This window comes from Roseovarius aquimarinus, assembly GCF_043661195.1.
Taxonomy (GTDB): Bacteria; Pseudomonadota; Alphaproteobacteria; order Rhodobacterales; family Rhodobacteraceae; genus Roseovarius; species Roseovarius aquimarinus.
In genome coordinates this window covers 188907-214260 of sequence record NZ_JBIHMM010000001.1, presented here as the reverse complement: position 1 = coordinate 214260, position 25354 = coordinate 188907, and the positions used below count along the sequence as shown (strand labels likewise).

Here is a 25354-nt window from a genome sequence, read left to right as displayed (position 1 = left end):
TCGGCGCAGCCGATTGACCATTTGGCCAATCTTGGGATAAATGCGCGTCAAGGATCCACCCATGTGGAAAACCGCAGGGCCGTACGGGCCCGGATCCAATCAGACGTGCGGGCCAAGTCGTGTCCGTAAACCACGGATATACATGACCAAATTTTCCGATTTGAATCTGAACCCGAAGGTCCTCAAGGCCATCGAAGAAGCGGGCTACACGCAGCCCACCCCCATTCAGGAAGGCGCGATTCCCCCCGCGCTCGAAGGGCGCGACGTGCTCGGCATCGCCCAGACCGGCACCGGCAAGACGGCGAGCTTCACGCTCCCCATGCTGTCGCTGCTGGCGCGCGGGCGCGCCCGCGCCCGCATGCCGCGCAGCCTCGTGCTTTGCCCCACGCGCGAGCTTGCCGCGCAGGTGGCCGAGAATTTCGACACCTATTCCAAGCACTTGAAACTTACCAAGGCGCTTCTGATCGGCGGCGTCAGCTTTAAGGAGCAGGACAAGCTGATCGACAAGGGCGTCGACGTGCTGATCGCGACGCCGGGCCGGCTGATCGACCATTTCGAGCGCGGCAAGCTCATCCTCTCGGACGTCAAGGTGATGGTCGTCGATGAGGCCGACCGCATGCTCGACATGGGCTTCATCCCCGATATCGAACGCATCTTCGGCTTCACCAACCCGCTCACGCGGCAGACGCTCTTCTTCAGCGCCACGATGGCGCCCGAGATCGAGCGGATCACCAACACGTTCCTCAGCAATCCCGCCAAGGTCGAGGTCGCGCGTCAAGCCACGGCGAGCGAGACGATCGAACAGGGCGTCGTGATGTTCAAGGGCTCGCGCCGCGACCGCGAGGCGAGCGAGAAGCGTCAGGTCCTGCGCATGATGATCGATGCCGAGGGCGACAAGTGCAGCAATGCCATCGTGTTCTGCAACCGCAAGATCGACGTGGATGCCGTCGCGAAGTCCCTGAAAAAGCACGGCTATGATGCCGCGCCCATCCATGGCGATCTGGACCAGAGCCAGCGCACGCGCACGCTCGACGGCTTCCGCGCGGGCGATCTGCGTATCCTCGTCGCTTCGGACGTGGCCGCACGCGGCCTCGACGTGCCGGCGGTGAGCCATGTGTTCAATTTCGATGTGCCAAGCCATCCCGAGGATTACGTCCACCGCATCGGCCGCACCGGCCGCGCGGGCCGCGACGGCAAGGCGATGATGATCTGCGTGCCGAAGGATGAAAAGAACATGGCCGCGATTGAGGCGCTGATCCAGAAGGACATCCCACGCCTGCCGAACCCGCTGGGCGAGAGCGCCGAGCCCGGCCCCGAGGACGAGGCTGCCGAGGCGGCGCCGCCGAAGCCGCGCCGGAGCCGCAGCCGCCGCAAGCCGATCGGCGACAAGGCCGAGGCCGGCACGGTCGACGCCGCAGTGCCCGAGACCGCCCTTGCCGAGGAGCAGCCCGCGCAGGAAGAGCGCAAGGCCGAGCCGCGCCGCGACCAGCAGAATGCGCCGCGTCAGGATCAGCGCCGCGAGCCCGAGACTGCGGACCAGCAGCAGGAGGGCAAGTCGTCCCGCTCGTGCAGCCGGGGCGGCCGTGGCCGCTCGGGCGGCGGCAATGGCGGCGGCGAAAAGGTCGTCGGCATGGGCGATCACATGCCCAGCTTCATCGCCCTCAGCTTCGAGGATCGCCGCGCGGGTTGATCCACGTGCGCTGGTCATGAAGGCCCCAAATAAAAACGCCCCGGTCACCAGGTGACCGGGGCGTTTTTCGTTGCACTTCAGCGTTTTCAGGTCAGGCGGCTGACGATCACCGTGACCTCGGGCTTCTTGCCCACTTCGGTCATGGCCGATTGGCGCGTGATGCGGCGAAGCTCGTCGTCGAGCTTGTCCTCGTCGGCCAGAACCTTCTTGCCCGCGCGGTTGATGAACTGCGCGAGATCCTCTTCGAGCACGTCGATGAGCGGCGCGTTCGACGTCCCCGTCTCGGCGAGGCCCTTGATCTCGCACCAGGGATCGCCGAGGCTCTCGTTGTCCTCGTCGAGGATCACGTTCACCGTCACATGCCCGTTCAGCGCCATGCGGATGCGGTCGCGCACGACGCCGTCGAGCGCGCCGACGCGAACAGATCCGTCGAGATACGTGCGGCCCGTCTCGACGTATTCGTCCACGGTCGGTGTCTTGGCGGTCAGGTTCATCAACATGCCGTTCACTGCAAGAACGCCGCGTATACCCTTGGCATTGCAGATCTTCACATGCTCGCGCAGGTGGCGATGCTCGCCATGCATCGGCACGACCATCTGCGGCTTCACCAGATCATGCATCACCTCGATATCGGGCCGGTTCGCGTGGCCCGAGACGTGATAGCGCCCGCCATCGTCGTCCACGACATCGACGCCGATTTCGGAAAACTGGTTCATGATGCGGATGACGCCGCGCTCGTTGCCGGGAATGGTCTTGGACGAGAAGAGGAAGAGATCCCCCTCGACCAGCTTGATGCCCTGATACTTGCCGTTCGCAAGCTGTGCGCTGGCCGCGCGCCGCTCGCCCTGGCTGCCGGTGACGATCAGCATCACGTTCTCGCGCGGCAGGTTCTTGGCATCCTCAGGGCTGACGGTCGTCGGGAAATGCGTGAGCACGCCCGTCTCGATCGACGCCTCGATCATGCGGCGCATCGCGCGCCCCATGAGGCAGATGCTCCGCCCTGCCCGCTCGCCCGCCTCGGCCAGCGTCAGAACGCGCGCGACATTGCTCGCGAAGGTCGTCGCGGCGACCATGCCCTTGGCCCCTGCCACGAGCTTCTCGATCTCGGGGCTGACCGTCGATTCCGAGCGGCCTTCATGCTGGCTGAAGACGTTGGTCGAATCGCACATCAGCGCCAGAACGCCGTCCTTGCCGATCTCTTCGAACATCGCGTGATCGAAGGGCTCGCCCACGCCGGGATTGGTATCGATCTTGAAATCGCCCGTGTGCAGAAGCCGACCCTTCGGCGTGTCGATGACCAACGCCGAGCTTTCGGGGATGGAATGCGAAATGGGCGCGAAGCCGACGGAAAAGGGGCCGGCCTTGACCGTCTCGGGCCAGGGCTGCACCACTGTCACGGCCTTTTCGGGATGGCCGTGCTCGCCCATCTTGCGGCGGGCGATGTTGGCGGTGAAGGCGCGCGCATAGACCGGCGCGCCGAGCTGCGCGTAGTAATGCGCGATGGCGCCCACATGGTCTTCATGCGCATGGGTGACGAAAATCGCCTCCAGATCGTTCTTGCGCTTCTCCAGCCACGAGATGTCGGGCAGGATAAGATCGACGCCGGGGCTGCCGTCCATGTCAGGGAACGTCACGCCCAGATCGACGAGGATCAGTTTTTCCTTGCCGGGTTTGCCGTAGCCGTAGACATAGGCGTTCATGCCGATTTCACCCGCCCCGCCGAGGGGAAGGTAGATTACACGTTCATTACTCATGAGGCGTTAGCCTTTCTTGTTGTAGTCGTGGATCACGGTCAGGCCGTGCATTGTCAGATCATCTTCGATTTCGTCGAACAGATCGGCGCCTTGGGCGAAGAGCGGCGCAAGGCCGCCCGTTCCGATCACTTTCATCGGGCGCGCGTATTCCGCGCGAATTTTCTCGCAGAGCCCCTTCACGAGGCCGACATAGCCCCAGTAGACCCCTGACTGCATGCAGTCGACCGTATTCGTACCGATCACGCGCGGCGGCGTGGTCACATCCACGTGCGGCAGCGCGGCGGCGGCCATGTGCAGCGCCTCGAGGCTCAGATTGACGCCGGGCGCGATCACGCCGCCGACATAGGCGCCGTCCTCGGCGACCACATCGCAGGTCGTGGCGGTGCCGAAATCCACCACGATGAGATCGCCCCCGTGGCGCGCGAAGGCCCCGGCGGTGTTGACCAAACGATCGGGGCCGACAAGCGTTCCCGCATCGACGCGCGGCGGCACCGGCAGCGCGCAGTCGGGCTTGCCCACCACCATCGGGCGACAGCCGAAGAAACGGTCGGCGAAGACGCGCAGGTTGAAGACGACGCGCGGGACGGTGGAGGAGATGATGACATCGGTGATCGTCACTTCGATCCCGTAATGTTTCACCAGCGTCGAATACCACGTGAAATAGGCATCCGCCGTGCGGGCGTGATGCGTCGAGGTGCGCAGGGTGCAGAGGAACTTCTCGCCGTCCCAGATGGAGAAGACCGTGTTGGTATTGCCACAATCGATAGCCAGAAGCATCACGTGCCCCTCTCGAAGAAAACATCCGCCGCCGCGATCGCAACGCGGCCGCCCTCGGTCTTGAGAACCAGCTTGCCCTCGGCGTCTACCGTCTCGAAGAGGCCACGCGTCTCGCCGCGCATCGTGCGCGCGATCACCTCCTCGCCCAGCCGCGCCGCGCGCGCGAGCCACGCCTCGCGCAGCGGGCCGAAGCCGCGCGCGCCGAAGACGGTTTCGCGCGCGGCATAGGCATGGGCAAGATGCGCCAAAAGCGTCTCGGGCGCCACCTCGGCGCCCGTGCCCTGCCGCAGCGAGACGGGCGGCACCGCCCCTTCCGCACCCGGCGGCGCCTCGGCGAGATTGACGCCGATGCCGATGACGAGATGATCCATCACGCGCCCGCTCCCCGAGCCTTCGAGGAGTATCCCCGCGAGCTTGCCGCCCGACAAGAGCACGTCATTGGGCCATTTCAGCGAGAGCTCCGCCCCGGGCACGAGCGTCGAGAGCGCGTCATGCAGCGCAAGCGCCGCGACGAAGGAGCGCAGCGCCGCCTGCCCGGGCGGCTCGGCGGGTTTCAGAACGAGGCTGGCCGCGAAATTTCCGGCGGGATCGGTCCAGGCCCGCCCGCGCCGCCCGCGCCCCGCCACCTGCCGGTGCGCGAAGATCCAGGTCGGCCCGGCGAGGGATTTGGCAAGGCGCAGGCCCTCGGCATTGGTGCTGTCCACCTCGTCCAGCACGCGCCGCGCATATCCCTCTGGCCAACCCGGATCTTTCATCTTTCTCCAAACACTCCCGGCGCGCGGCGCCGCGGACCGGCGCTCAGACGCAGGCCCGCAGACGGTCGACGAGATCCGTGCGCTCCCAGCTGAAGCCGCCGTCGGATTCGGGCGCGCGCCCGAAATGGCCATAGGCCGCCGTGCGCTGGTAGATCGCCTGATTGAGTTGCAGATGCTCGCGGATACCGCGCGGGCTCAGGTCCATGCATTCGCGGATCGCCTTCTCGATCGCGGCGGGATCGACCTCACCGGTGCCGTGCGTTTCGGCATAGATCGACAGCGGCTTCGAGACGCCGATCGCATAGCTGAGCTGAATCGTACACTTCTCGGCCATGCCCGCCGCGACGACGTTCTTGGCGAGATAGCGCGCGGCATAGGCGGCCGAGCGGTCGACCTTGGTCGGATCCTTGCCCGAGAACGCGCCGCCGCCATGGGGCGCGGCGCCGCCATAAGTATCGACGATGATCTTGCGGCCCGTCAGGCCCGCATCCCCGTCCGGGCCGCCGATCACGAAGACGCCGGTGGGGTTCACATGCCATTCGGTCTCATCGCGCAGCCAGCCATCGGGCAGAACCTCGCGGATATAGGGCTCGACGATGTCGCGCACGTCGCCCGGCGTCAGCTCCTTGCCGCTCGCCTTGTCGAAGCGCTCGTGCTGCGTGCTGAGCACGACCGAGCTGATATGCGAGGGCTTGCCGTTCTCGTAGACGACCGAAAGCTGGCTCTTGGCGTCGGGCAGCAGGAGCGGCTCGCTCCCGTTCTTGCGGGCCTCGGCGAGGCGCCGCAGGATCGCATGGCTGAACTGGATGGGGGCCGGCATGAGATCGTCGGTCTCGGTCGTGGCATAGCCGAACATGATGCCCTGATCGCCCGCGCCCTCGTCCTTGTTGCCGGACGCATCGACGCCCTGCGCGATGTCCTTCGACTGGGCGTGCAGAAGGTTCGTGACCTCCACGGTCTTCCAGTGAAACTTGTCCTGCTCGTAGCCGATATCCTTGATGCAGGCGCGCACGACGTCGGCCATGCTGTCCTTGACGCGGATCAGGTTGTCCTCGTCCATCAGCCGCACTTCGCCGCCGATCACGACACGGTTCGTGGTGGCGAAGGTTTCCGCGGCGACGCGCGCCTCCGCTTCCTCGTTGAGAAAGGCATCGAGGATCGCGTCCGAGATCCGGTCGCACACCTTGTCGGGATGCCCCTCCGAGACGGACTCGGAGGTCAAAGTATAATTCTGTCGTGCCATGAGATCGCTCCATTATGTAACTCCGCCGCGCCAGGAAGCCGTTGCGACGGGTATCGGTGTGCGTAGCGCCCTCTGCGGGCAAAGGTCAATCGCTAAGCGCGCGGCGTGGCGCCGAATCTGCCGCGTTGCAGCGCCGCAGGCACGCAGATCAAGAGGAAAAGCAGCATCAGCGCCGGCCAGTCGCCGGTGCGCGCGTAAACCGTCGGGGGCAAGGGCGGCGGCAGCGGCGCATCGATGTAACCCGCCTCGTCGAGCGCGATGCTCTGCGTCACACGCCCGCCCGCGTCGATCATCGCGGAGATGCCGGTATTGGCCGCGCGGATCATCGGCAGGCCCTGCTCGGCGCTGCGCAGCCGGGCCTGCGCGAGATGCTGGTAGGGGCCGGAGACCTTGCCGAACCACGCATCGTTGGTCAAAAGCAGCAGCAGATCGGCCCGCCCCGGTGCGCCCGCCACATCGCGCGCGAACACGCCCTCGTAGCAGATGAGCGGCACCGCGCGCCCGATCCCGCCCAGATCCATGAGCGCGGGGCCGGGTCCGGCCGAGAAGCCCTGCCCGTCGCGCTGCGCGAGGCCGCGAATGCCGAAATTCGCGAGCATGTCTCCGAAGGGCACGTATTCGCCGAAGGGCACGAGGTGATGCTTGTCATAAAGCTCGGTCTGGCGGCCTTCGGCGTCCAGAAGGATCATCGAATTGAAATACCGCGCACCCTCGGCGCGCTGCACACCGAGAACAACGGGCGCGCCGCCCGCGGCGTGCCAGATGTCGTCGAGAAGGCCGTCGGCCTGATGCAGCAGCACCGGCAGCGCCGTTTCGGGCCAGACGACGAGATCGGGCGGCGTGCCGTCGAACGTGTAGCCGAGCGCGCGCATGAAATGCTCCTGCATATAGGCCGGATCCCATTTCTGCGCTTGCGGCACGTTGGGCTGCACGATGCGGATGATCGGCGCGTCCTCGCCCGGCGCGGGCGCGCGCGGCAGGAGCGGCGCCGCCGCGAAAAGCGCTCCAAAGGCGGCCAGGGCGGCAGCGCCCGCGACGCGCCTGCCTTGGGCCAAGTGCCAGAGGGCCGCGCCCGCGCCCAGCACGAAGGCGGTGAGCGGGAGCGCGCCGCCATAGGCGGACCAGGCCAGCATCGGCGTGTCGATCAGCGCATGGCCCGGCTGCGCCCAGGGAAAGCCCGTGAAGAGCCGGCCACGCAGCGCCTCGCCGAGCGTCATCGCGCCGACCCAGGCGAGCGCCGCGCCGCGCCCGCCGGACGGCACCAGCGCGCGCGCCCCCGCCTGCGCACCCGCCCAGAAGAGCGCGAAACCCGCCGCCGAGAACACGAGCGCGAAAGGCGCCATCCAGCCATGACGGGGGATGTCGATCAGGAACGGCTCGACGATCCAGCTGAGCGCGAGGGCGAAATATCCGGCGCCGCCCGCAAGGCCGATCCATGCTGCGGCGCGCCATGTCTCGGCGCGCGCGAAGATCGCGTAGAGGCCCGCAAAGGCGATGAAGCTCACCGGCCAGAGCGACCAGGGCGCCTGACCCAGCGCCGCGGCCGCGCCAAGCGCGAAGCACGACAGGCCCAGCGCCGCCCTGCCCCACCCGCTCCGCCGTTGCCTGCGGGCGGGGGCGTCAGGCATGCGCGCCCGCGTAGGGCACGCGCACGCGCAGCCGTTTGATCCGGCGCGGATCGGCCTCGACCACCTCGAAGACGACGCCGCCCGGATGCTCGACCACTTCGCCGCGCACCGGCACCCGGCCGAGCAGCATGAAGACGAGACCGCCCAGCGTGTCGATCTCCTCTTCGTCGACATCGTCGTGATCGGTCAGCGACTGGCCGATCTCGGCCTCGAACTCCTCGAGCGGGGTCTTGGCCAGCGCGACATAGCAACCGGGCTTTTCCTGGGTCCAGTAATCATCCTCGCCGATATCGTGCTCGTCCTCGATCTCGCCCAGAACCTGCTCGATCAGATCCTCGATCGTCACGAGGCCATCGACCCCGCCGTATTCGTCGATCACAAGCGCCATGTGCCGCCGGTCCGTCTGCATCTTCTGCAAGAGCACTCCGATGCGCATCGACGGCGGCACATAGAGAAGCGGGCGGAGCATGTCGGTCAGCGAGAAGGCGTCCTCGGTATCGCCGTTGAAGCCGTGGCGCAGGGCGAAATCCTTGAGATGAACGAAGCCCACGGGCGAGTCGAGCGTGCCCTCGTAGACCGGGATGCGCGTCATGCCGCTGTCCCGGAAGACATGCACGAGCTCGGCCTGGGTGATGGTCGCGGGGATCGAGACGATATCGGCCTTGGGGATGGCCACGTCCTCGACCACCTTGTCGCGCAGATTGACGAGTCCTCGCGTGTCGCGCGCATGCGTGCCAGAGGCACTCTCATCTTCGTCGTCGTCGCTGTCGGAGGTCGAGAAGGCGCCGAAGATGCGCCGGAAAAACCCGCTGTTCTCATCGTCTTCGGTCGGCTTGTCGCCGGACCTTTCGATCGCCGCCGCGTCCGGACTGTCGTCCTCCGCGCCCTCGGCCATGTCCTGCAGCGCGCCATGCGCTGCGCGAGAAGAATCGTCGGTGCTGTCGCCCATGCGTCCAATATCCAGATATGTCACGAGGACCGCCCTCCCCTCGGGCGATGACGGCCTCCTGCGTTCAATATGGGTCAGGTATGCCCAGTTTGCCAAGGATGGCAACCTCGCAGGCTTCCATCAGCGTGGCATCTTGGTCACGAACGTGGTCATAGCCCAGAAGGTGCAGAACCGCATGCACGATCAGATGCGCGGCGTGATCGGCCAGCGGTTTCCCGCCGGCCTCGGCCTCGCGCGCGCAGGTCTCATAGGCGATGGCGATATCGCCAAGCTCGGCATCGACGCCCGGCTCGGGCGGTTCGGGCACCTCGCCCGGGCGCGCGGCGCCGCGCTCCTCGCTGGGCCAGCTCAGCACATTGGTCGGCTGTGGCTTGCCGCGAAAATCCTCGTTGAGCGCGGCGATCCGCGCGTCGTTGCAGGCCAGAAGGCTGATCTCGAACGCCTTGGGATCGAGGCCCAGATGCACGAGCGTCGCGCGCGCCGCCTTTTCGGCCAGCGCCTCGAGCCCCAGCGCGCGCCAGCGCCGATCCTCGATCATGACATCCATCAGCATGGGCGCCGTCGCCCCGCGCCTGTCAGCCATCTGCCTCGTACGCCTCGATGATCGCCGCGACGAGCGGGTGGCGCACCACGTCCTTGGCGGTGAAATAGTTGAAGCCGATCTTGGGGATCGTCTTGAGAAGCCGCTCCGCGTCATGAAGCCCGGAGGCGACGCCGCGCGGCAGGTCGATCTGCGTGCGGTCCCCGGTGATGACCATGCGGCTGCCTTCGCCGAGACGCGTGAGGAACATCTTCATCTGCATCGAGGTCGCGTTCTGCGCCTCGTCGAGCACCACGAAGGCGCGCGCGAGCGTGCGGCCCCGCATGAAGGCCAGCGGCGCGATCTCGATCTTCTTGTCCTCGATCAGCTTGGCGAGCTGCTTGGACGGCAGAAAATCGTTCAGCGCGTCGTAGAGCGGTTGCATGTAGGGATCGACCTTCTCCTTCATGTCGCCCGGCAGATAGCCGAGCTTCTCTCCGGCCTCGACGGCGGGACGCGCGAGGATGATCTTGTCGACATGGCCCTCGATGAACATCGACACGCCCACGGCGACGGCGAGATAGGTCTTGCCCGTGCCCGCGGGGCCGATGCCGAAGGCCATCTCCTTATCGAAGAGCGATTTGACATAGGCCTTCTGCGCCTCGGTGCGCGGCTCGACCAGTTTCTTGCGGGTCTTGATCTCGACCCGCCCGCCCTTGAACATCTCGAGCTGGTCGCCCGGCCCGTCCTCGTCATCGTCACCGGCCGGTCCCATCCGAAGCTCGCGGTCGATATCGCCCTGCTCCACGTCCTTGCCCGTCTCGAGCCGGAGATAGAGCGCCTGAAGCACCTGCACCGCGCTCGCCACCTGCTCGGCCTCGCCATGCACGGCGAGCTGGTTGCCGCGGCGCACGATCTGGACCTCGAGCGTGGTCTCGATCTGCGCGATGTTGCGGTCATGCTCGCCGCAGAGGTCGATCAGCAGGAAATTGTCGGGAAACTCGACGATCTGGTGGTGCAGATCGCTCGTCTGGGCGGCGCCGGGCGCGTCGGTATTGGCCAATCAGGTCTCCGATTTCACTGGGTTCCGGAACGTCTTGGTCCGACCGTGCCAAGTTGCGCCCGCAGGTGCAAGACGAGAAGCGGGGCAGACCCCGATTTCCGCTGAGGCTCCGTCCAAAATGAAAAGCCGCCCACCCGGCTTGCGGGCGCGCGGCGCATTCTCGATCGGGCGAATGCCTTGGATCAAACGGGGTCCGGCACGGTCGAGCCGCGCTTGAACGGACCCGTCACCGTGTTGGGCGGCGCGGTGCCCGAGCAGACCGGCTTGCCGTAGGGATCGAGCCGCTGCGACAGATACCCCTCGATCCCGTCGTCGATGATCCAGTGATCGCACCCGTTCGGGTCGATCCAGATACCGGCCTTGAGCTGGCTCAGATGCTTGCTGTCGAGGCCGCGATCGACCGTCTTGTCCTTCTTGGGCGCATCGCAGGCCGCCAGGGAGACGGCGGCGCAGAGCGCGAGGGCGATTTTCACAGGTTTCATTTCAATCCCCTCAGCGAATGCAGATGATTTCGACGCGGCGGTTCTGCTGCATCCCGGCGGCGGTGTTGTTCGGCGCCTTCGGCATCCGCTCGCCATAGCCGCGCACATCGGCGATACGCGCGCCCGTCTGCTGCGCGATCTTGGCGACCGAATTGGCGCGGCGCAGCGACAGGTCCATGTTGTAGGCATCCGACGCCCGGCTGTCCGTATGGCCCGTGATGATGTAGGAGACCGCGTTCGCCTGCTGGAAGAATTCGGCCAGCTTCTGCTTGCCAGCGGGATGGATGCGGGCGCTGTCGGTCGCGAAATACTGATCGGAGTTCATCACGCCGCAGACATTGCCCCGGCGGCAGACCGGAATGCCTTGGCGGTTGACATGGGGCGACATGAAGCCTTCCCAGCCGTCATCCATGACCCAATGCTCGCACCCGTCCGGGTCGACCCAGATCGTGGGCACGTAACTGTTGGCCGCGGATCGGCTCTGCTGAGCCTCCACCGGGGCGCCCGACAGCGCGCCCGTCACCGCGACGGCCCCTCCAAGAGCGAGCGCGGCGCAAACGCTCGTCATCTTGCGGACCGACATTGCAAGTCTTCCCGTCACAGCTTCAATCCTTCTACTGTTCCCCCATCCGGACATGGGCGAGCCCGCCCTGTCCAAACCTTTTATAACGTTGGACCTTAGCAGCTTTGGATGCCTTGTGAAGCCTAAATGACGGGCGCGGGCCGCCCAGTGGGGCCAAGTCTCGTGGCAAAGCCGCGACGCGGCACCACATGCGGGGGCCGCGCGGCGCGGCGACGGCTTGAGGCGAGTCGCGCGGCGGCGCCCGCCGCGCGCCGAGATCAGAGGAGCGTGCCGGCGAGCGAATTGGGCGCGGTGCCCGTGATGCGCACCCGCGCGATGTCGCCGATCTCCGCGTCCGGCGCCAGACAATGCACGGCGTGCAGATATTGCGACTTGCCCACCATCTGCCCCGGCTGGCGCCCTGCCCGCTCGAAAAGCACCTCGACGTCGCGGCCCACCATCTCGGCCTGGATCTCGCGCTGCTGGCGCGCAAGGAGCGCCTGAAGCCGCTGGAGCCGCTCGGAGGCGGCCTTTGCATCCACCTGCGCGCGCTCGGCGGCGGGCGTGCCCGGGCGGGTGGAATACTTGAACGAATAGGCCTGCCCGTAACGGACCGCCTCGATCAGATCGAGCGTCGCCTGAAAATCCTCTTCGGTCTCCTCGGGAAAGCCCACGATGAAATCGCCCGACAGGAGCAGATCGGGCCGCGCCGCGCGGATGCGCTCGATGAGACGGATATAGGCCTCGGCGGTATGGCTGCGGTTCATCCGCTTGAGGATACGGTCGCTTCCCGACTGCACCGGAAGATGCAGATAGGGCATCAGCTTGGCGCAAGCGCCATGCGCCTCGATCAGGTCCTCGCCCATGTCGTTCGGGTGCGATGTGGTGAAGCGGATGCGCTCCAGCCCGTCCACCTCGTTCAGCGCCCAGATGAGACGGGCGAGCGTCCAGTCCTCGCCCTTCGGGCCCGTGCCGTGATAGGCGTTGACGTTCTGGCCCAGAAGCGTGATCTCGCGCACGCCGCGCTCGACCAGATCCTTGGCCTCGTCGATGATGCGCGCCGCGGGGCGGCTGACCTCGGCGCCGCGCGTGTAGGGCACCACGCAGAAGGCGCAGAACTTGTCGCAGCCTTCCTGCACGGTCAGGAAGGCGGTCGGCCCGCGCTTGGCCTTGGGGCGACGCGCCAGCTTCTCGAACTTGTCCTCCTCGGGAAAATCCGTGTCGAGCGCGGTGCCGCCCGCGCGGACCTTCGCCTCCATCTCGGGCAGGCGGTGATAGCTTTGCGGTCCGACCACCAGATCGACGAGCGGCTGGCGGCGCATGATCTCGGCGCCCTCGGCCTGCGCCACGCAGCCCGCCACGCCGATCTTGAGATCGGGGCGCGCCTCCTTCAGATCGCGGAAGCGGCCCAGCTCGGAATAGACCTTCTCGGCCGCCTTCTCGCGGATATGACAGGTGTTGAGCAGGATCATGTCCGCATCTTCGGGACGCGTCACCTCGGTATAGCCCGCACCGCCCATGGCCTCGGCCATGCGCTCGCTGTCATAGACATTCATCTGGCATCCATATGTCTTGATATAGAGCTTCTTTGGCTCGGCCATGACGGGCCTCCGGTTTCTGCGCATGGGATAGGGCGGGCTATATCACAGCGGTCCCGTCTTGCAATGCGCGGCGAATTGGCCGAACTTGCGTGAAAAAAGATGGGCAGCATGCATTACACCTCGGTTCAGGATCTCTGCACGCGCGGCAAGGCGCATCTGGCGAAGGGTCCGGTGGCGCTCGTCTTCGCGGAGGACGAGATCGAACTCGACACCTGCCTGCGCCATCACCAGAGCCTCGGCTTCAAGGCGCTGATCGCCTTCGCCCCGCCCGAATTCCGCCTGACCGCCGATCTTTCGGAGGTGGTCGTGCAGGTCGATCATTCGCCCGTCGAAGAGAGCCACCATATCGCCGCCGTCAACGCCGTCATCGCGGCGGCGCCGACCGGCACGTGGCTATACTACTGCTTCAACGCGGAATATCTCTTCTACCCGTTCTGCGAGACGCGCAGCATCGGCGAGATGCTCGCCTTTCACGGCGAAGAGCGGCGTAGCGCCATGCTGAGCTATGTCGTGGACATCTACGCCGGGGATCTCGACCGGCACCCGAACGCCGTGTCGCTCGACGACACCTGGCTCGACAAGTCGGGCTATTACGCTCTCGCGCGCCCGGACCCGGCGAACAATCACTATCCCAAGGACCGCCAGCTCGATTTCTTCGGCGGCCTGCGCTGGCGCTACGAGGAGCATATCCCCGCCCCGCGCCGCACCATCGACCGCATATCGCTTTTCCGAACCGCCAAGGGCCTGACCCTGCGCGAGGGGCATGTCTTCTCGGATGAGGAATACAACACCTTCGCCTGCCCGTGGCACAACAATCTGACGGCGGCCATCGCGTCCTTTCGCACCGCCAAGGCGCTCAAGCGCAATCCCGGCTCGACCTTCGACATTCACACCTTTAAGTGGCATAATTCGGCGCGGTTCGAATGGCACTCCCGCCAGCTGCTCGACCTTGGGCTGATGGAGCCGGGGCAGTGGTTCTGACCCCCGGCTCCTCGCGACAACGCGATCAGCTCCAGTCGTCGGCCACCAGATCGTCGCGGCCCACCCCGAGCGCCTCCAGCTCCTTCTGGACCGCATCCATCATCGGCGGCGGCCCGCAAAGATAGCAAAGCGCGCCCGGCTCGACGAATTGGCGCAGGTAATCGCGATCGAGCTCGCGCTCGGGCACCGTCTCGCCCTTCCCCTCGCTGACGACATAGGCGACGGTCAGGCCCGGCATCGCCGAAAGCTTGTCGCGCCAGATTATGTCCTCCTCGCTCTTGTTTGAGAAGACCAGCGTCGAGTCCGACAGATCGCCCTTATCGCGCAGTCGCTTGCGCAGAATCGCGATCATCGGTGTGATCCCGGCACCGCCGGCGATGAAGACGCCGGGGCCCCGGTCGCTGATATCGCCGAACGGGCCGTCGATGCGCACCTTGTCGCCCGGCTCGAGCGTGGCGATCTGCTCGGTCACGCCGTCATGCGAGGGATAGCTCTTGATTAGGAATTCGAGCGTCTCCTCGCCGGGCAGGCTTATCGGGGTGAAGGGCCGGCCCTCATCGGTCCAGCCCTCTTTCATCAAGGTCATCTCGATCGCCTGACCCGGCTCGAACTCGAAGCCGTCGGGCCTCTCGAAGATCAGATGATAGGTGTCATGCGTGGCCTTCTGGGTCTCGCGCAAGGTCAACTCGAAGCTCATGGATCATCTCCTTTGAGCCGTCAACGCCGCGCGCGCCGCCGCCGTTCCCTCGGCGCCCCGCTGCTTCATCTTGGTGAAAATACTCGCATTCCGGCACGGGGTGCAGCGCGCCGCGGCCCGATCAGAGGTTTTCGGCCTGCGGCATGCCCAGCACGTGGAAGCCGCCATCGACCCGGATGATCTCGCCCGTGGTGCAGGCGCCCGCGTCGGAGGCGAGATAGACCGCCGTGCCGCCGATCGCCTCGAGTGTGGCGTTCGCGCGCAGGGGCGCGTTCATGTCGGTATGCTTGAAGGTCTTGCGCGCGCCGCCGATGGCCGCGCCCGCGAGCGTCTTCATCGGGCCGGGGCTGATCGCGTTCACGCGGATGCCGTCGGGACCGAGATCGTTGGCCAGATAGCGCGTGGCCGACTCGAGCGCGGCCTTGGCGATGCCCATGACGTTGTAGCTGGGCACGACGCGATTGCTGCCCTGATAGGTCAGCGTCAGAAGCGTGCCGCCATTCTCCACCATCATCGGATGCGCGCGCCGCGCGACATCGAGAAAGCTGTAGCAGGAGATATCGAGCGAATGCTTGAAATTGGCGCGGCTGGTGTTGAGGATGCGGCCCGTCAGTTCGGATTTGTCCGAAAAAGCAATGGCATGCACGACGAAGTCTATGGTCGGCCAATGCGCGGCCAGTGCCTCGAAGCCGCGATCCATCGATGCATCGTCCGTCACGTCCATATCGACCATGAAATCCGAGCCGACAGTCTCGGCCAGCGGCTCGAGCCGCTTGCCGAATGCCTCGCCCTGATAGCTGAACGCAAGCTCGGCGCCCGCCGCGTGCATCGCCTTCGCGATGCCCCACGCAATCGAGCGGTCATTCGCGACGCCCATGATGAGCCCGCGCTTGCCTTGCATGGGCAGCGGCGCGGTCGGCAGTTCGGGGATCTGTGTCATGGGCGCTTATCCGTGAAATTTGCTGAGCAGCATCGAGCCGTTGGTGCCGCCGAAGCCGAAGGAATTCGTCATCACCGTGTCGAGTCCGGCATTGTCCACGCGCGCGGTGGCGACTTCGGACGCATCGAGAGCGGGATCGAGATTTTCGACGTTGATGGATGGGATTATGAAGTCATGTTCAAGTGCGAGAAGGCAGTAGATCGCCTCCTGCGCGCCGGTCGCGCCCTGGCTGTGGCCGGTCATCGACTTGGTCGAGCTTATAGGAGGCGTCTTGCCTTGTCCGAAGACGCGGCGCACGGCCTCCACCTCGCCCACATCGCCCACGGGCGTCGAAGTGCCATGCGCGTTGATGTAGCTCACCTTGCGGTCCTCGCTCAGCGTGCGCAGCGCGCCGCGCATCGCCCGCTCGCCGCCCTCGCCCGAGGGCGCGACCATGTCGGCCCCGTCGGATGTGGCCGCGAATCCAGTGACTTCGGCATAGATCTTCGCGCCGCGCGCCTGCGCATGCTCGAGGCTTTCCAGCACAAGCATCGCGCCGCCGCCCGAGATGACGAAGCCGTCGCGGCCCGCATCGAAGGCGCGGGAGGCTTTCTCGGGGGTGTCGTTGTATTTCGACGACATCGCGCCCATCGCGTCGAAGAGGCAACTGAGGGTCCAGTCGAGCTCCTCGCCGCCGCCCGCGAACATCACGTCCTGCTGGCCCAGCGCGATCTGCTGCGCCGCCATGCCGATGCAATGGAGCGAGGTCGAGCAGGCCGAGGTGATCGAGAAGTTGACGCCCTTAATCTGATGCGCCGTGGCGAGGTTCGCGCTCACGGTCGAGGACATGCATTTCGGCACCGCGAAGGGCCCGATCCGCTTGGTTCCGCCGGTCTTGAGCACGGTCTGATGCGCGCTCAGCATGGCCGAGGTGGACGGGCCGCCCGATCCGGCTATGAGGCCGGTCATCGGGTTGACGATATCCTTCTCCTCGAGGCCCGCATCGCCGATCGCCTGCTCCATCGCGATATGCGCATAGGCCGCGCCCGGCCCCATGAAGCGCAGCGTGCGCTTGTCGACATGGTCCGTCACGTCGAGCTTGAGCGCCCCGGCGACGCGGCTGCGAAAGCCGTGCTCGGCCATTTCCTCGCTCGCGGTGATGCCGGATCGCCCGTCCCTGAGCGAGGCCAGCACCTCATCCGCTGTGTTGCCAATGGACGAGACGATTCCCAGCCCTGTAACGACGACGCGGCGCATGGCGCACTCCTCTAGGTTTTGCTAATTCTGTTTAGGCCAGCGGGCGCGCCTTGCGCAACCCGTTCGGAGCGCCGGCGCGTGCGGAGGTCGGCGCTACGGCTCAGCTTTCGCTCAGCGCGACCTTCATGTCCTTGACGCGGTAGATCTCCTCGCCATCGGCCTCGACGATACCGTCGGCGACGCCCATCGTCAGGCGGCGCGTCTGCACGGCCTTGGTGAAGTCGATCTTGTAGGTCAGCATCTTGCGGTCGGGGCGCACCATGCCGGTGAGTTTCACCTCGCCCACGCCCAGCGCATAGCCCCGCCCCTGCCAGCCGCGCCAGCCGAGGTTGAAGCCCGTGAGCTGCCAAAGCCCATCGAGGCCGAGACAGCCCGGCATGATGGGATTGCCGGGAAAATGGCACTCGAAGAACCAAAGGTCGGGCGTGATGTCGAACTCGGCGGTGATATGGCCCTTGGCGTGCGCGCCGCCATCGGCGCTCACATCGGTGATGCGGTCCATCATCAGCATCGGCGGCAGCGGGAGCTGCGCATTGCCGGGCCCGAAAAGCTCGCCCCTGGCGCATTTCAGCAGGTCTTCCTTTGCGAATTGCGTCGGATAGTCGGCCATTCAGGCAGTCCCTTCGTGCTGTTTCCCGCGGCGTGGGAGCGTATCCCGCCGCCGATCGCGCGACATCCTCTATCACCCGGGCCCGCGCAGGTGCAAGCCCGCTGGCACGGGCGCGAAGACGGGGGCCTCGGAGGGGCCCTGCTGCGGCACCGCGCCGCCCCCTCGGGCCCATGGGGGTTTTTGTTTGAATTCCCCCGCGGGAAGGCCTTATAAAGCAGGAACGAAAGCAACAGCCAGGTTGGTTATGACACGCCCAGCATCTTCTCACGGCACCGCCCCTCTCGGCACCGACGCCTCCGCGCGGGCAGAAGCCGAAGAGCGCGGCAGCGCGTGGCTCGCGGATGCGGGCCTGCGCCCGACGCGCCAGCGCGTCGCGCTGGCGAGCCTGCTGATCGGCGACGGGCAGCACCGGCACGTCACCGCCGAGAGCCTCTTCGCGGATGTGCAGAAGCGCGGCGAGCGCGTGTCGCTCGCCACGGTCTACAACACGCTGCGCGCCTTCTGCGATGCGGGCCTCATGCAGGAGGTGCTGGTCGACGGCACCAAGTCCTATTTCGACACCAACACGCATGACCACCCGCATTTCTACTGGGAAGACGAGAACCGCCTCAGCGACGCGCCCGCCGAACAGCTCGAGATCACCCGCCTGCCCAGCGCGCCCGAAGGCGCCGAAATCGCGTCCGTGGACGTGGTGATCCGCCTGCGCCGCCGCGGCTGACGCAGGCGCGCCGGTTTCACTTCAAGCAAAGATAGAGACGCTCGGTCACATAGGTGTAGTCGCCTGTCGTGATCCTGCGGCTGCTGGCGAATTCCGCACGGCGTTTCGGCCCCCGGCTGCATATCTCGGCGGCCTTGGCATCGGCCTTGGCGATGGCTGCGGCCTTCGCCTCCGCACTCGCGAAATCGAGGCTGTTGCCATCGATCTGAATGCCCACGCTCGCCTCGTTGAACGAGGCGACGACCGGCTCCGGGTTGGGCACGGCGCAGCCCATCAGGGCGAGGACCGGAGCGACAGCGAGGGCGCCGAAGGCTTGTCTTTTGAAGTGGAACATTCACAACTCTCCTTGAGTTTGGTCACGGTGTGAGGCTCTGGCTAAGCGCCGGGTGCTTAACACTCCGATAAAAATGCAGATCGAGATGGAGACAATTCTATGCGTGCCGCCAGCTACAGCCGTTTCGGACCCGCCGCAGAGGTGATCGAGATCGGCGAGATCGACACGCCCGAGCCGGGGCCGGGCGAGGTGCGGGTCAAGCTGGCCTATTCGGGCGTCAATCCGTCCGACGCCAAAGCGCGGAGCGGCATCCGCCCGGGCGTGACCAAACCGCCCTATCCGCGCGTCATCCCGCATTCGGACGGCGCGGGCGAGATCGAGGCCGTCGGCGAGGGTGTCGAGGCCGCGCGCATCGGCCAGCCCGTCTGGATCTGGAACGGCGCGTGGCAGCGCCCCTTCGGCACGGCGGCGGAGTATATCTGCCTGCCCGCCGAGCAGGCCGTGGCCCTGCCCGACGGCACGGACCTTCGGACCGGAGCGACGCTGGGCATTCCGGGCCTCACGGCGGCGCAGACCGTCTTCGGCGGCGGCGACGTCAGCGGGCAGACGCTTTTGATCAGCGGCGGCGCTGGCGCGGTCGGGCATAATGCGGTCCAGCTCGCCAGATGGGGCGGCGCGCGCGTCATCGCCACCTGCGGCAGTTCCGGCACGGAGCGCGTGCGCGCCGCGGGAGCCGATGCGGTCTTCGATTACAGCGATCCGGAACTCGCCGCCAAGATCACCGAGGCCGCGCCCGAGGGGATCGACCGTGCGGTCGAGGTCGAATTCGGCGTGAACGCCGCGCTTCTGGGTGAGGTGATGAAGCCGCTCGGCACCGTGGCGGCCTATGGTTCGGGCAAGGACATGACGCCCACGCTGCCCTTCGGCGCCTTTCTCTTCAAGGCGCTCAAGGTGGATATCACGCTCATCTACCTGCTGCCGGCCGTTCAGCGCGAGAAGATTATCTCGTGCCTTCACGCCGCGCTGACGGCAGGCGCTCTTGCGCCCGAGATTGACGAGGTGATGCCGCTCGCACGCTGCGCCGAGGCGCATGAGGCCCTCATGACCCCCGGCCGGGCCGGTGCGGTCCTTCTCGAGATTTGAAGGCACGCGCGGCATTCGCCCGGCCCCACCCACACAGGACGATCCCATGGATTTCTCGATCGGCATCGGACCCAATGTCCGCAAGTCCCCCTATTTCGACGCCACCGTGCGCGACGGGGTGCGCGGCTTTTCGGTCTATAACCACATGTTCCTTCCGACCCATTACGGCGATCCCGAGGCCGAGTATGACCGGCTCATCAACGGCGCCGCGATGTGGGATGTGGCAGCGCAGCGTCAGGTGGAGCTGACCGGCCCCGATGCGGTCCGCCTTGCGCAATATCTCACGCCGCGCGATCTCTCCGGGGTGAAGATCGGACAGGGCAAATACGTCCCCCTCTGCGATCACGAGGGCTGGCTCATCAACGATCCGGTGCTGCTCAAGCTGGAGGAGGACCGCTATTGGCTCTCGGTCGCCGACAGCGATATCCACCTCTGGGCGGCGGCCATTTCCGCGACCAAGGGCTGGGATGTGCAGGTGAAGGAGCCGGACGTCGCGCCCCTCGCGATCCAGGGCCCGCTTGCGCAGAACGTGGCCGAGGCGCTGTTCGGCGATCTCGCGCGGCGCCTCAAGTTCTTCGGCTTCGAGGAGACCGAGCTGGACGGCATCCCGCTCCTGCTCGCGCGCTCCGGCTGGTCGAAACAGGGCGGTTTCGAGCTCTATCTCATGGATGCCGCGCGCGGCTCCGAGCTTTGGGACAAGGTCAAGGCGGCGGGCGCGCCCTTCGGCATCGGGCCGGGCGCGCCCAACGATACCGAGCGGCTAGAGAGCGGGCTGATTTCCTACGGGGCCGACATGCGCTGGCAGGACCGCCGCGCCACGCCCTACGAGATGGGCCTCGGCGCGATGGTCGATCTGGACGCGGGCCATGATTTCATCGGCCGCGCGGCGCTCGAGCGATGGGCGACGCAGCCGCCCGCCCGCCGCCGCACAGGCCTCGTCCTGAACGGCAGGCCGCCACTGGCCAATCAGCCGGTGCCCGTCACCTGCGAGGGGCGCGAGGCGGGCTTCATGAGCGAGCTCGCCTTCTCGCCCCGCCTCGGCGAGACGATCGGCGTGGGGCTCGTTCACACCGAGGCGCTGGACAGCGGCAAGCCCCTCGCCGTCGAGGTCGAAGGCGTCTCCTACACGGCACAGGCGCACGATCTGCCCTTCATCGCCTGAGACGCGCCCCGGCACGAAAAAGGCCCCGAACCGATGGTCGGGGCCTTCTCGTAGAGGTTTTGCCGAGGGCTTACGCGATGGCGACCAGCTCGATGTCGAATTTCAGATCCTTGCCGGCCAGCGCATGGTTCGCGTCGAGCGTCACATGCTCTTCGGTGACTTCCAGAACGGTCACGGGCAGGACCTGGCCGTTCTCGGTCTGCACCTGAAGCTGCGTGCCGGGATCGAGCGGGATGTCCGCCGGGATGCCTTCGCGCGGCACCTGCTGGCGCGCGTTGGGATCGACCTGGCCGTAGGCCTGATCGGCGGGCACTTCGACGGTCTTCTTCTCGCCCACGGTCATGCCGGGCATGGCGGTGTCGAGGCCGGGGATGATCTGGCCCGAGCCGACTTCGAATTTCAGCGGATCGCGGCCTTCGCTGCTGTCGAAGACGGTGCCGTCGGTCAGCGTGCCGGTGTAATGAATATGTACGGTGTCGCCCGATTTCACTTCGGTCATGGATGAACTCCAGTTCTGGTCGATGTCGAGGGGGGTGAATTGCAAGGCCGCGCGGCGCGCGGGTGCTTGTGCGAATTGAAAAATCACATAGAGGCCATGCGCCCGGATTGCAAACGGATGCCCGCCCTTGCCCCGCCAACCCATTGATGCGCATGGAAGGTTTTCGCATCTCTCCGCCGCGCGCGGGCCTTGCGGCTCACCACGGGCGCTCTGCCCGCCCGGTAGCGATGCGGAGGCAACATCGCCCTTTCCACACCCTGCCATCCGTGCCAGTCTGACGCCAGCCGCGAGCCGGGGGAGCCTTCATGCCCATCACGACCTGCATCTTCGACGCCTATGGCACGCTTCTCGACGTGAGCGCCGCCGCGCGCGCGGCGGCGGCCGAGCCGGGGCGCGAGCGGCTGGCCGATTGTTGGCCCGAGATCGCGAAGAACTGGCGCTCCAAGCAGCTCGGCTACACCTGGCTGCGCACGATCATGGACGATCACGCCGACTTCTGGACGGTGACGGGCGATGCGCTCGACTGGGCGCTGGCGGCCGAGGGCATCGACGATCCGGACCTGCGCGCCCGCCTGATGGAGCTCTACCGCGAACTCGAGGCCTTCCCCGAGGTCGCGCCCATGCTGCGCCGGCTCAAGGCGGCGGGGCTGAACACGGCGATCCTGTCGAACGGCACGCCGGACATGCTCGAGGCGGCGACGGTCTCGGCGGGCATTCGCGGCGATCTGGACGATATCCTCTCGGTCGAAATGGTAGGCATCTACAAGCCCAGCCGCGCGGTTTATGACATGGTCGGGCGCCGCTTCGCCTGCGCACCCGGCGAGGTTCTGTTCGTCTCATCGAACGGCTGGGACGCGGCGGCGGCCTCGGCCTACGGCTTCACCGTCGCATGGGCCAATCGCGCGAGCGAGCCTGTCGAGGCGCTCCCCGGCAAGCCGCATCACGTCCTGAGCGATCTTGAGACCATTCCCGCACTGGCGGGTGCCTGAATGCCGCGCTTCGCCGTCCCGGACGGCCTCGAGCTGCATTACACCGATACCGGCGAGGGGCCGGCGGTGCTCTGCCTCGCGGGGCTGACGCGCAATTCGGACGATTTCCGCTTCGTTCTGCCCTTCCTGCCTGACTACCGGGTGATCCGCATGGATTATCGCGGGCGCGGCCTGTCGGACCGGGCCGAGGATATCAGCACCTATTCCATCGTTCAGGAAGCCGCGGATGCCGTCGCGCTGCTCGATCACCTCGGCATCGCGCGCGCCACGATCCTCGGCACCTCGCGGGGCGGTCTGATCGCGATGCTGCTGGCGGCGAGCCATCCCGAGCGGCTGCGCGGCGCGATCCTCAACGATATCGGCCCCGAGATCGCGCCGGGCGGGCTCGACCGCATCATGGAATATGTCGGCATCCCGCCCGCCTATGCCGATTACGCCGAGGCGGCGGACGGCCTCGCCGCGGCGATGGCGCCGCGCTTTCCGGGCGTCACGCGCGACCGCTGGCGCCTCCATGCCGAGCTGATCTGGGCCGAGCGCGAGGGCGGCGGGCTCGATCTGCGCTATGACGCGCGGCTGCGCGATGCGCTGCGCGGACAGGCGGGCGCCGGACCCGCGCCCGACCTCTGGGCACTCTGGGATGCGCTGGCGCGCCTGCCCGTCACCGTGCTCCACGGCGCCAATTCCGATCTGCTGAACGCCGAGATTCTGGCCCGCATGCAGGCCCGCGCGCCCGGCATGCGCGCCGTCACCGTCCCCGCCCGCGGACATGTCCCCTTCCTCGACGAGCGCGAGTCGCTCGTCGGCATACTCGACCATCTGAAAGACCACGCATGAGCGATATCGACCTGATCCGCGCCGCGGCCGCGCGGCTCAAGGGGCACGCAAGGCGCACGCCCCTTCTCTCCTCGCCCTTCCTCGACCGCATCGCCGGACGGCGCGTCTGGGTCAAGCCCGAGTGCCTTCAGCACACGGGCAGTTTCAAGTATCGCGGCGGCTATTCGGCCCTCTCGGCGCTCGACGACACCACCCGCGCGCGCGGCGTTCTGGCCTTCTCCTCGGGCAATCACGCGCAGGGCGTGGCGCTGGCGGCATCGCAGCACGGCGTGCCCTCGGTCATCATCATGCCCTCGGACGCGCCCGCGCTCAAGATCGCCAATACCCGCGCGCTCGGGGCGGAAGTGATCCTCTACGACCGGGCCGGGGGCGAGAGCCGCGAGGCGCTCGGCGAGGCGCTCGAATCCGAGCGCGGACTGACCCTCATCCGCCCCTACGACGAGCCGCAGGTGATCGCCGGACAAGGCACCGCGGGGCTGGAAATCGCCGAGGATGCGGCCGCCATGGGCATCCGGCGGGCCGATGTTCTGGTCTGCTGCGGCGGCGGCGGCTTCACCTCGGGGATCGCGCTCGCGCTCGAGGCCGAGGCGCCGGGGCTGCGCGCGCGTCCCTGCGAGCCCGAGGAGTTCGACGACACCGCCCGCTCGCTGGCCTCGGGGAGCATCGAGCGCAACGCACGCGGCTCGGGCGGGCTGTGCGATGCGATCATCACGCCGCAGCCCGGCGAGATCACCTTTCCCATCATGCAGCGGCTTTGCGGGCCGGGCCTCGTCGTCAGCGAGGACGAGGCGCTGCACGCGATGGCCCTCGCCTGGGGTCGGCTCAAGCTCGTGGCCGAGCCGGGCGGCGCGGTGGCGCTCGCGGCCGCGCTGTTCCGCAAGGACGAAATCGAAGGGGACGATGTGATCGTCACCATCTCGGGCGGCAATGTCGATGCGGATATCTTCAAATGCGCGCTCGATCGTCACGGCGATCTCGAGCGCTAGAAAGCGGAGTGCCTGCCATGCGTCTTTCGACCCTCGACGTCATCGTGACCTCGCCGCCCGCCCCCGGCTGGGGCGGTCGCTACTGGATCCTCGTCAAGCTGCGCACCGATACCGGCATCACCGGCTGGGGCGAATGCTATGCCGCGACGGTCGGTCCCGAGGCGATGCGCGCGGTGATCGAGGACGTGTTCGAGCGCCACATGGCCGGCGAGAACCCCGAGAATATCGAGCTGATGTTCCGCCGCCTCTATTCGTCGGGCTTCACGCAGCGCCCCGACCTGACGGCGATGGGCGCCTTCTCGGGGCTGGAGATCGCCTGCTGGGACATCATCGGCAAGGCGCTGGGGCGCCCCGTCCATGCGCTTCTGGGCGGGCGCGTCAATGACCGCATCCGCGCCTATTCCTATCTCTACCCGCTCGCGCATCACGACGAGGCGAGCTTCTGGTCCTCGCCCGACATGGCCGCCGAAAGCGCGGCGGAGCTGGTGAGCGAGGGTTATACCGCCGTCAAGTTCGACCCCGCCGGCCCCTACACGCTGCGCGGCGGGCACATGCCCTCGCTCTACGACATCGACCAATCAGTCGCCTTCTGCGCCGCGATCCGCGAGGCGGTGGGCCGCAGGGCCGATCTGCTCTTCGGCACGCACGGGCAGTTCACCACGGCGGGCGCGATCCGGCTCGGGCGCGCCATCGCGCCCTATGATCCCCTGTGGTACGAGGAGCCCTGCCCGCCCGACAATGTGGGCGCGCTGGCGCGCATCGGCGCGCGCACCGGCCTGCCCATCGCCGTGGGCGAGCGGCTGACCACCAAGGCCGAATTCGCGCCCGTGCTGCGCGACGGCGGCGCCGCGATCCTGCAACCGGCCCTCGGCCGCGCGGGCGGCATCTGGGAGAGCCGGAAGATCGCCGCGATGGCCGAGGTCTACAACGCGCAGGTGGCGCCGCATCTCTATGCCGGCCCCATCGAATGGGCCGCCAACGTGCAACTGGCGGCGAGCATCCCGAACCTTCTGATGGCCGAGACGATCGACACCGATTTCCACCGCGCCCTCATCTGCGACACGCTGCGGGTCGAGAACGGCTACATCCCCGTGCCGGACGCGCCGGGCCTCGGGATCGAGGTGGACGAGGAGCTCGCACGCGATCATCCGTGGCATGGCGAGGGGCTGCATCTGGAAATGACCGAGGAGCCGGTGAGCTATCACGGCCCGAACACCTTCAGGGGCGGCGCCCCGCGCGATCCGGATTGACGCGCGCCGCG

Annotated in this window: 26 protein-coding genes and 1 riboswitch; of the genes, 9 read left to right on the top strand and 17 right to left on the bottom strand. The window is 66.9% G+C overall.

The window, feature by feature from the left end:
• Positions 1 to 142: 142 nt before the first annotated feature.
• Positions 143 to 1690 carry a DEAD/DEAH box helicase gene (locus ACGRVM_RS01050; RefSeq protein ID WP_377169569.1) on the top strand — a complete coding sequence of 516 codons (1548 nt, stop codon included), beginning with the start codon at positions 143 to 145 and terminating at the stop codon, positions 1688 to 1690.
• 86 nt (positions 1691 to 1776) lie between these two features.
• On the opposite strand, the gene ACGRVM_RS01045 is transcribed toward ACGRVM_RS01050, so the two are convergent.
• The 11 genes from ACGRVM_RS01045 to miaB all read right to left on the bottom strand — a co-directional run bounded on the left by ACGRVM_RS01045 (position 1777) and on the right by miaB (position 13024).
• On the bottom strand, positions 1777 to 3444 hold the full coding sequence (locus ACGRVM_RS01045; RefSeq protein ID WP_377169571.1) for a ribonuclease J: 1668 nt from the start codon (positions 3442 to 3444) through the stop codon (positions 1777 to 1779).
• A 6-nt stretch (positions 3445 to 3450) separates the two neighbouring features.
• Complete coding sequence (locus ACGRVM_RS01040) at positions 3451 to 4221, bottom strand: type III pantothenate kinase (RefSeq protein ID WP_377169573.1); 771 nt, start codon at positions 4219 to 4221, stop codon at positions 3451 to 3453.
• Positions 4221 to 4976, bottom strand: a complete 756-nt coding sequence (locus ACGRVM_RS01035; RefSeq protein WP_377169575.1) for a biotin--[acetyl-CoA-carboxylase] ligase — start codon at positions 4974 to 4976, stop codon at positions 4221 to 4223. Before ACGRVM_RS01035 ends, ACGRVM_RS01040 begins: the two co-directional genes overlap by 1 nt.
• 43 nt (positions 4977 to 5019) lie before the next feature.
• The gene (metK, locus tag ACGRVM_RS01030; protein WP_377169577.1) at positions 5020 to 6219 is read right to left on the bottom strand and encodes a methionine adenosyltransferase; all 1200 of its coding nucleotides are present in this window, start codon (positions 6217 to 6219) and stop codon (positions 5020 to 5022) included.
• A 5-nt stretch (positions 6220 to 6224) separates the two neighbouring features.
• Positions 6225 to 6272, bottom strand: a riboswitch (SAM-SAH riboswitch).
• A gap of 39 nt (positions 6273 to 6311) precedes the next feature.
• Positions 6312 to 7847, bottom strand: coding sequence for an apolipoprotein N-acyltransferase (gene lnt / locus ACGRVM_RS01025; protein ID WP_377169579.1), 1536 nt, complete (start codon positions 7845 to 7847; stop codon positions 6312 to 6314).
• Positions 7840 to 8796, bottom strand: coding sequence for a hemolysin family protein (locus ACGRVM_RS01020; protein ID WP_377170057.1), 957 nt, complete (start codon positions 8794 to 8796; stop codon positions 7840 to 7842). The genes lnt and ACGRVM_RS01020 overlap by 8 nt, the downstream gene beginning before the upstream one ends.
• A 64-nt stretch (positions 8797 to 8860) precedes the next feature.
• Positions 8861 to 9349 (bottom strand): rRNA maturation RNase YbeY, encoded by a 489-nt coding sequence (gene ybeY / locus ACGRVM_RS01015; protein WP_377170059.1) that lies wholly within the window; start codon positions 9347 to 9349, stop codon positions 8861 to 8863.
• Positions 9350 to 9371: 22 nt separating this feature from the next.
• Positions 9372 to 10379 carry a PhoH family protein gene (locus ACGRVM_RS01010; protein WP_377169581.1) on the bottom strand — a complete coding sequence of 336 codons (1008 nt, stop codon included), beginning with the start codon at positions 10377 to 10379 and terminating at the stop codon, positions 9372 to 9374.
• A gap of 182 nt (positions 10380 to 10561) precedes the next feature.
• Entirely contained in the window at positions 10562 to 10861 is a 300-nt protein-coding gene (locus tag ACGRVM_RS01005) for a hypothetical protein (protein ID WP_377169583.1), read from the bottom strand.
• A 10-nt stretch (positions 10862 to 10871) separates the two neighbouring features.
• A complete protein-coding gene (locus ACGRVM_RS01000) occupies positions 10872 to 11429 on the bottom strand; it encodes an OmpA family protein (RefSeq protein WP_394624012.1) in 558 nt (185 codons plus the stop codon).
• A gap of 272 nt (positions 11430 to 11701) precedes the next feature.
• Positions 11702 to 13024, bottom strand: coding sequence for a tRNA (N6-isopentenyl adenosine(37)-C2)-methylthiotransferase MiaB (gene miaB / locus ACGRVM_RS00995; protein ID WP_377169587.1), 1323 nt, complete (start codon positions 13022 to 13024; stop codon positions 11702 to 11704).
• A gap of 108 nt (positions 13025 to 13132) precedes the next feature.
• Here miaB and ACGRVM_RS00990 point away from each other — a divergent pair, with 108 nt between their 5' ends.
• Positions 13133 to 14005, top strand: coding sequence for a glycosyltransferase family 2 protein (locus tag ACGRVM_RS00990; RefSeq protein ID WP_377169589.1), 873 nt, complete (start codon positions 13133 to 13135; stop codon positions 14003 to 14005).
• Between the two features lie 25 nt (positions 14006 to 14030).
• Here the strand turns inward: ACGRVM_RS00990 and ACGRVM_RS00985 are convergent, their stop codons facing one another.
• From ACGRVM_RS00985 to fabA, 4 genes are all read right to left on the bottom strand, one after another.
• Positions 14031 to 14702 (bottom strand): FAD-binding oxidoreductase, encoded by a 672-nt coding sequence (locus tag ACGRVM_RS00985; protein WP_377169591.1) that lies wholly within the window; start codon positions 14700 to 14702, stop codon positions 14031 to 14033.
• A 121-nt stretch (positions 14703 to 14823) separates the two neighbouring features.
• Entirely contained in the window at positions 14824 to 15642 is an 819-nt protein-coding gene (locus tag ACGRVM_RS00980; RefSeq protein ID WP_377169593.1) for an enoyl-ACP reductase FabI, read from the bottom strand.
• A gap of 6 nt (positions 15643 to 15648) precedes the next feature.
• Positions 15649 to 16878 (bottom strand): beta-ketoacyl-ACP synthase I, encoded by a 1230-nt coding sequence (gene fabB / locus ACGRVM_RS00975; protein ID WP_377169595.1) that lies wholly within the window; start codon positions 16876 to 16878, stop codon positions 15649 to 15651.
• 100 nt (positions 16879 to 16978) lie between these two features.
• On the bottom strand, positions 16979 to 17488 hold the full coding sequence (fabA, locus tag ACGRVM_RS00970) for a bifunctional 3-hydroxydecanoyl-ACP dehydratase/trans-2-decenoyl-ACP isomerase (protein ID WP_377169597.1): 510 nt from the start codon (positions 17486 to 17488) through the stop codon (positions 16979 to 16981).
• Between the two features lie 244 nt (positions 17489 to 17732).
• On the opposite strand from fabA, the gene irrA reads away from it, so the two are divergent.
• A complete protein-coding gene (gene irrA / locus ACGRVM_RS00965) occupies positions 17733 to 18206 on the top strand; it encodes an iron response transcriptional regulator IrrA (RefSeq protein WP_377169599.1) in 474 nt (157 codons plus the stop codon).
• A 16-nt stretch (positions 18207 to 18222) separates the two neighbouring features.
• Here irrA and ACGRVM_RS00960 read toward each other — a convergent pair whose 3' ends face one another.
• Positions 18223 to 18540 (bottom strand): hypothetical protein, encoded by a 318-nt coding sequence (locus ACGRVM_RS00960; protein ID WP_377169601.1) that lies wholly within the window; start codon positions 18538 to 18540, stop codon positions 18223 to 18225.
• A gap of 99 nt (positions 18541 to 18639) precedes the next feature.
• Between ACGRVM_RS00960 and ACGRVM_RS00955 the strand changes: the two genes are divergently transcribed.
• On the top strand, positions 18640 to 19623 hold the full coding sequence (locus tag ACGRVM_RS00955) for an NADPH:quinone reductase (RefSeq protein ID WP_377169603.1): 984 nt from the start codon (positions 18640 to 18642) through the stop codon (positions 19621 to 19623).
• A 46-nt stretch (positions 19624 to 19669) separates the two neighbouring features.
• A complete protein-coding gene (locus ACGRVM_RS00950) occupies positions 19670 to 20785 on the top strand; it encodes a glycine cleavage T C-terminal barrel domain-containing protein (protein ID WP_377169606.1) in 1116 nt (371 codons plus the stop codon).
• Positions 20786 to 20855: 70 nt separating this feature from the next.
• Here the strand turns inward: ACGRVM_RS00950 and ACGRVM_RS00945 are convergent, their stop codons facing one another.
• Positions 20856 to 21284: an FKBP-type peptidyl-prolyl cis-trans isomerase gene (locus ACGRVM_RS00945; protein ID WP_377170061.1), complete on the bottom strand. Its 429-nt coding sequence runs from the start codon at positions 21282 to 21284 to the stop codon at positions 20856 to 20858.
• A gap of 305 nt (positions 21285 to 21589) precedes the next feature.
• Between ACGRVM_RS00945 and ACGRVM_RS00940 the strand changes: the two genes are divergently transcribed.
• Genes ACGRVM_RS00940 through ACGRVM_RS00925 form a run of 4 tightly spaced genes read left to right on the top strand, consistent with a single transcriptional unit; the run spans position 21590 to position 25343 of the window.
• Complete coding sequence (locus tag ACGRVM_RS00940; protein ID WP_377169608.1) at positions 21590 to 22273, top strand: haloacid dehalogenase type II; 684 nt, start codon at positions 21590 to 21592, stop codon at positions 22271 to 22273.
• Positions 22274 to 23107 carry an alpha/beta fold hydrolase gene (locus ACGRVM_RS00935; protein WP_377169610.1) on the top strand — a complete coding sequence of 278 codons (834 nt, stop codon included), beginning with the start codon at positions 22274 to 22276 and terminating at the stop codon, positions 23105 to 23107. It begins immediately after the preceding gene.
• Entirely contained in the window at positions 23104 to 24093 is a 990-nt protein-coding gene (locus ACGRVM_RS00930) for a threonine ammonia-lyase (RefSeq protein WP_377169612.1), read from the top strand. The genes ACGRVM_RS00935 and ACGRVM_RS00930 overlap by 4 nt, the downstream gene beginning before the upstream one ends.
• A gap of 17 nt (positions 24094 to 24110) precedes the next feature.
• Positions 24111 to 25343 carry a mandelate racemase/muconate lactonizing enzyme family protein gene (locus ACGRVM_RS00925; RefSeq protein ID WP_377169614.1) on the top strand — a complete coding sequence of 411 codons (1233 nt, stop codon included), beginning with the start codon at positions 24111 to 24113 and terminating at the stop codon, positions 25341 to 25343.
• The last annotated feature ends 11 nt before the right edge of the window (positions 25344 to 25354 follow it).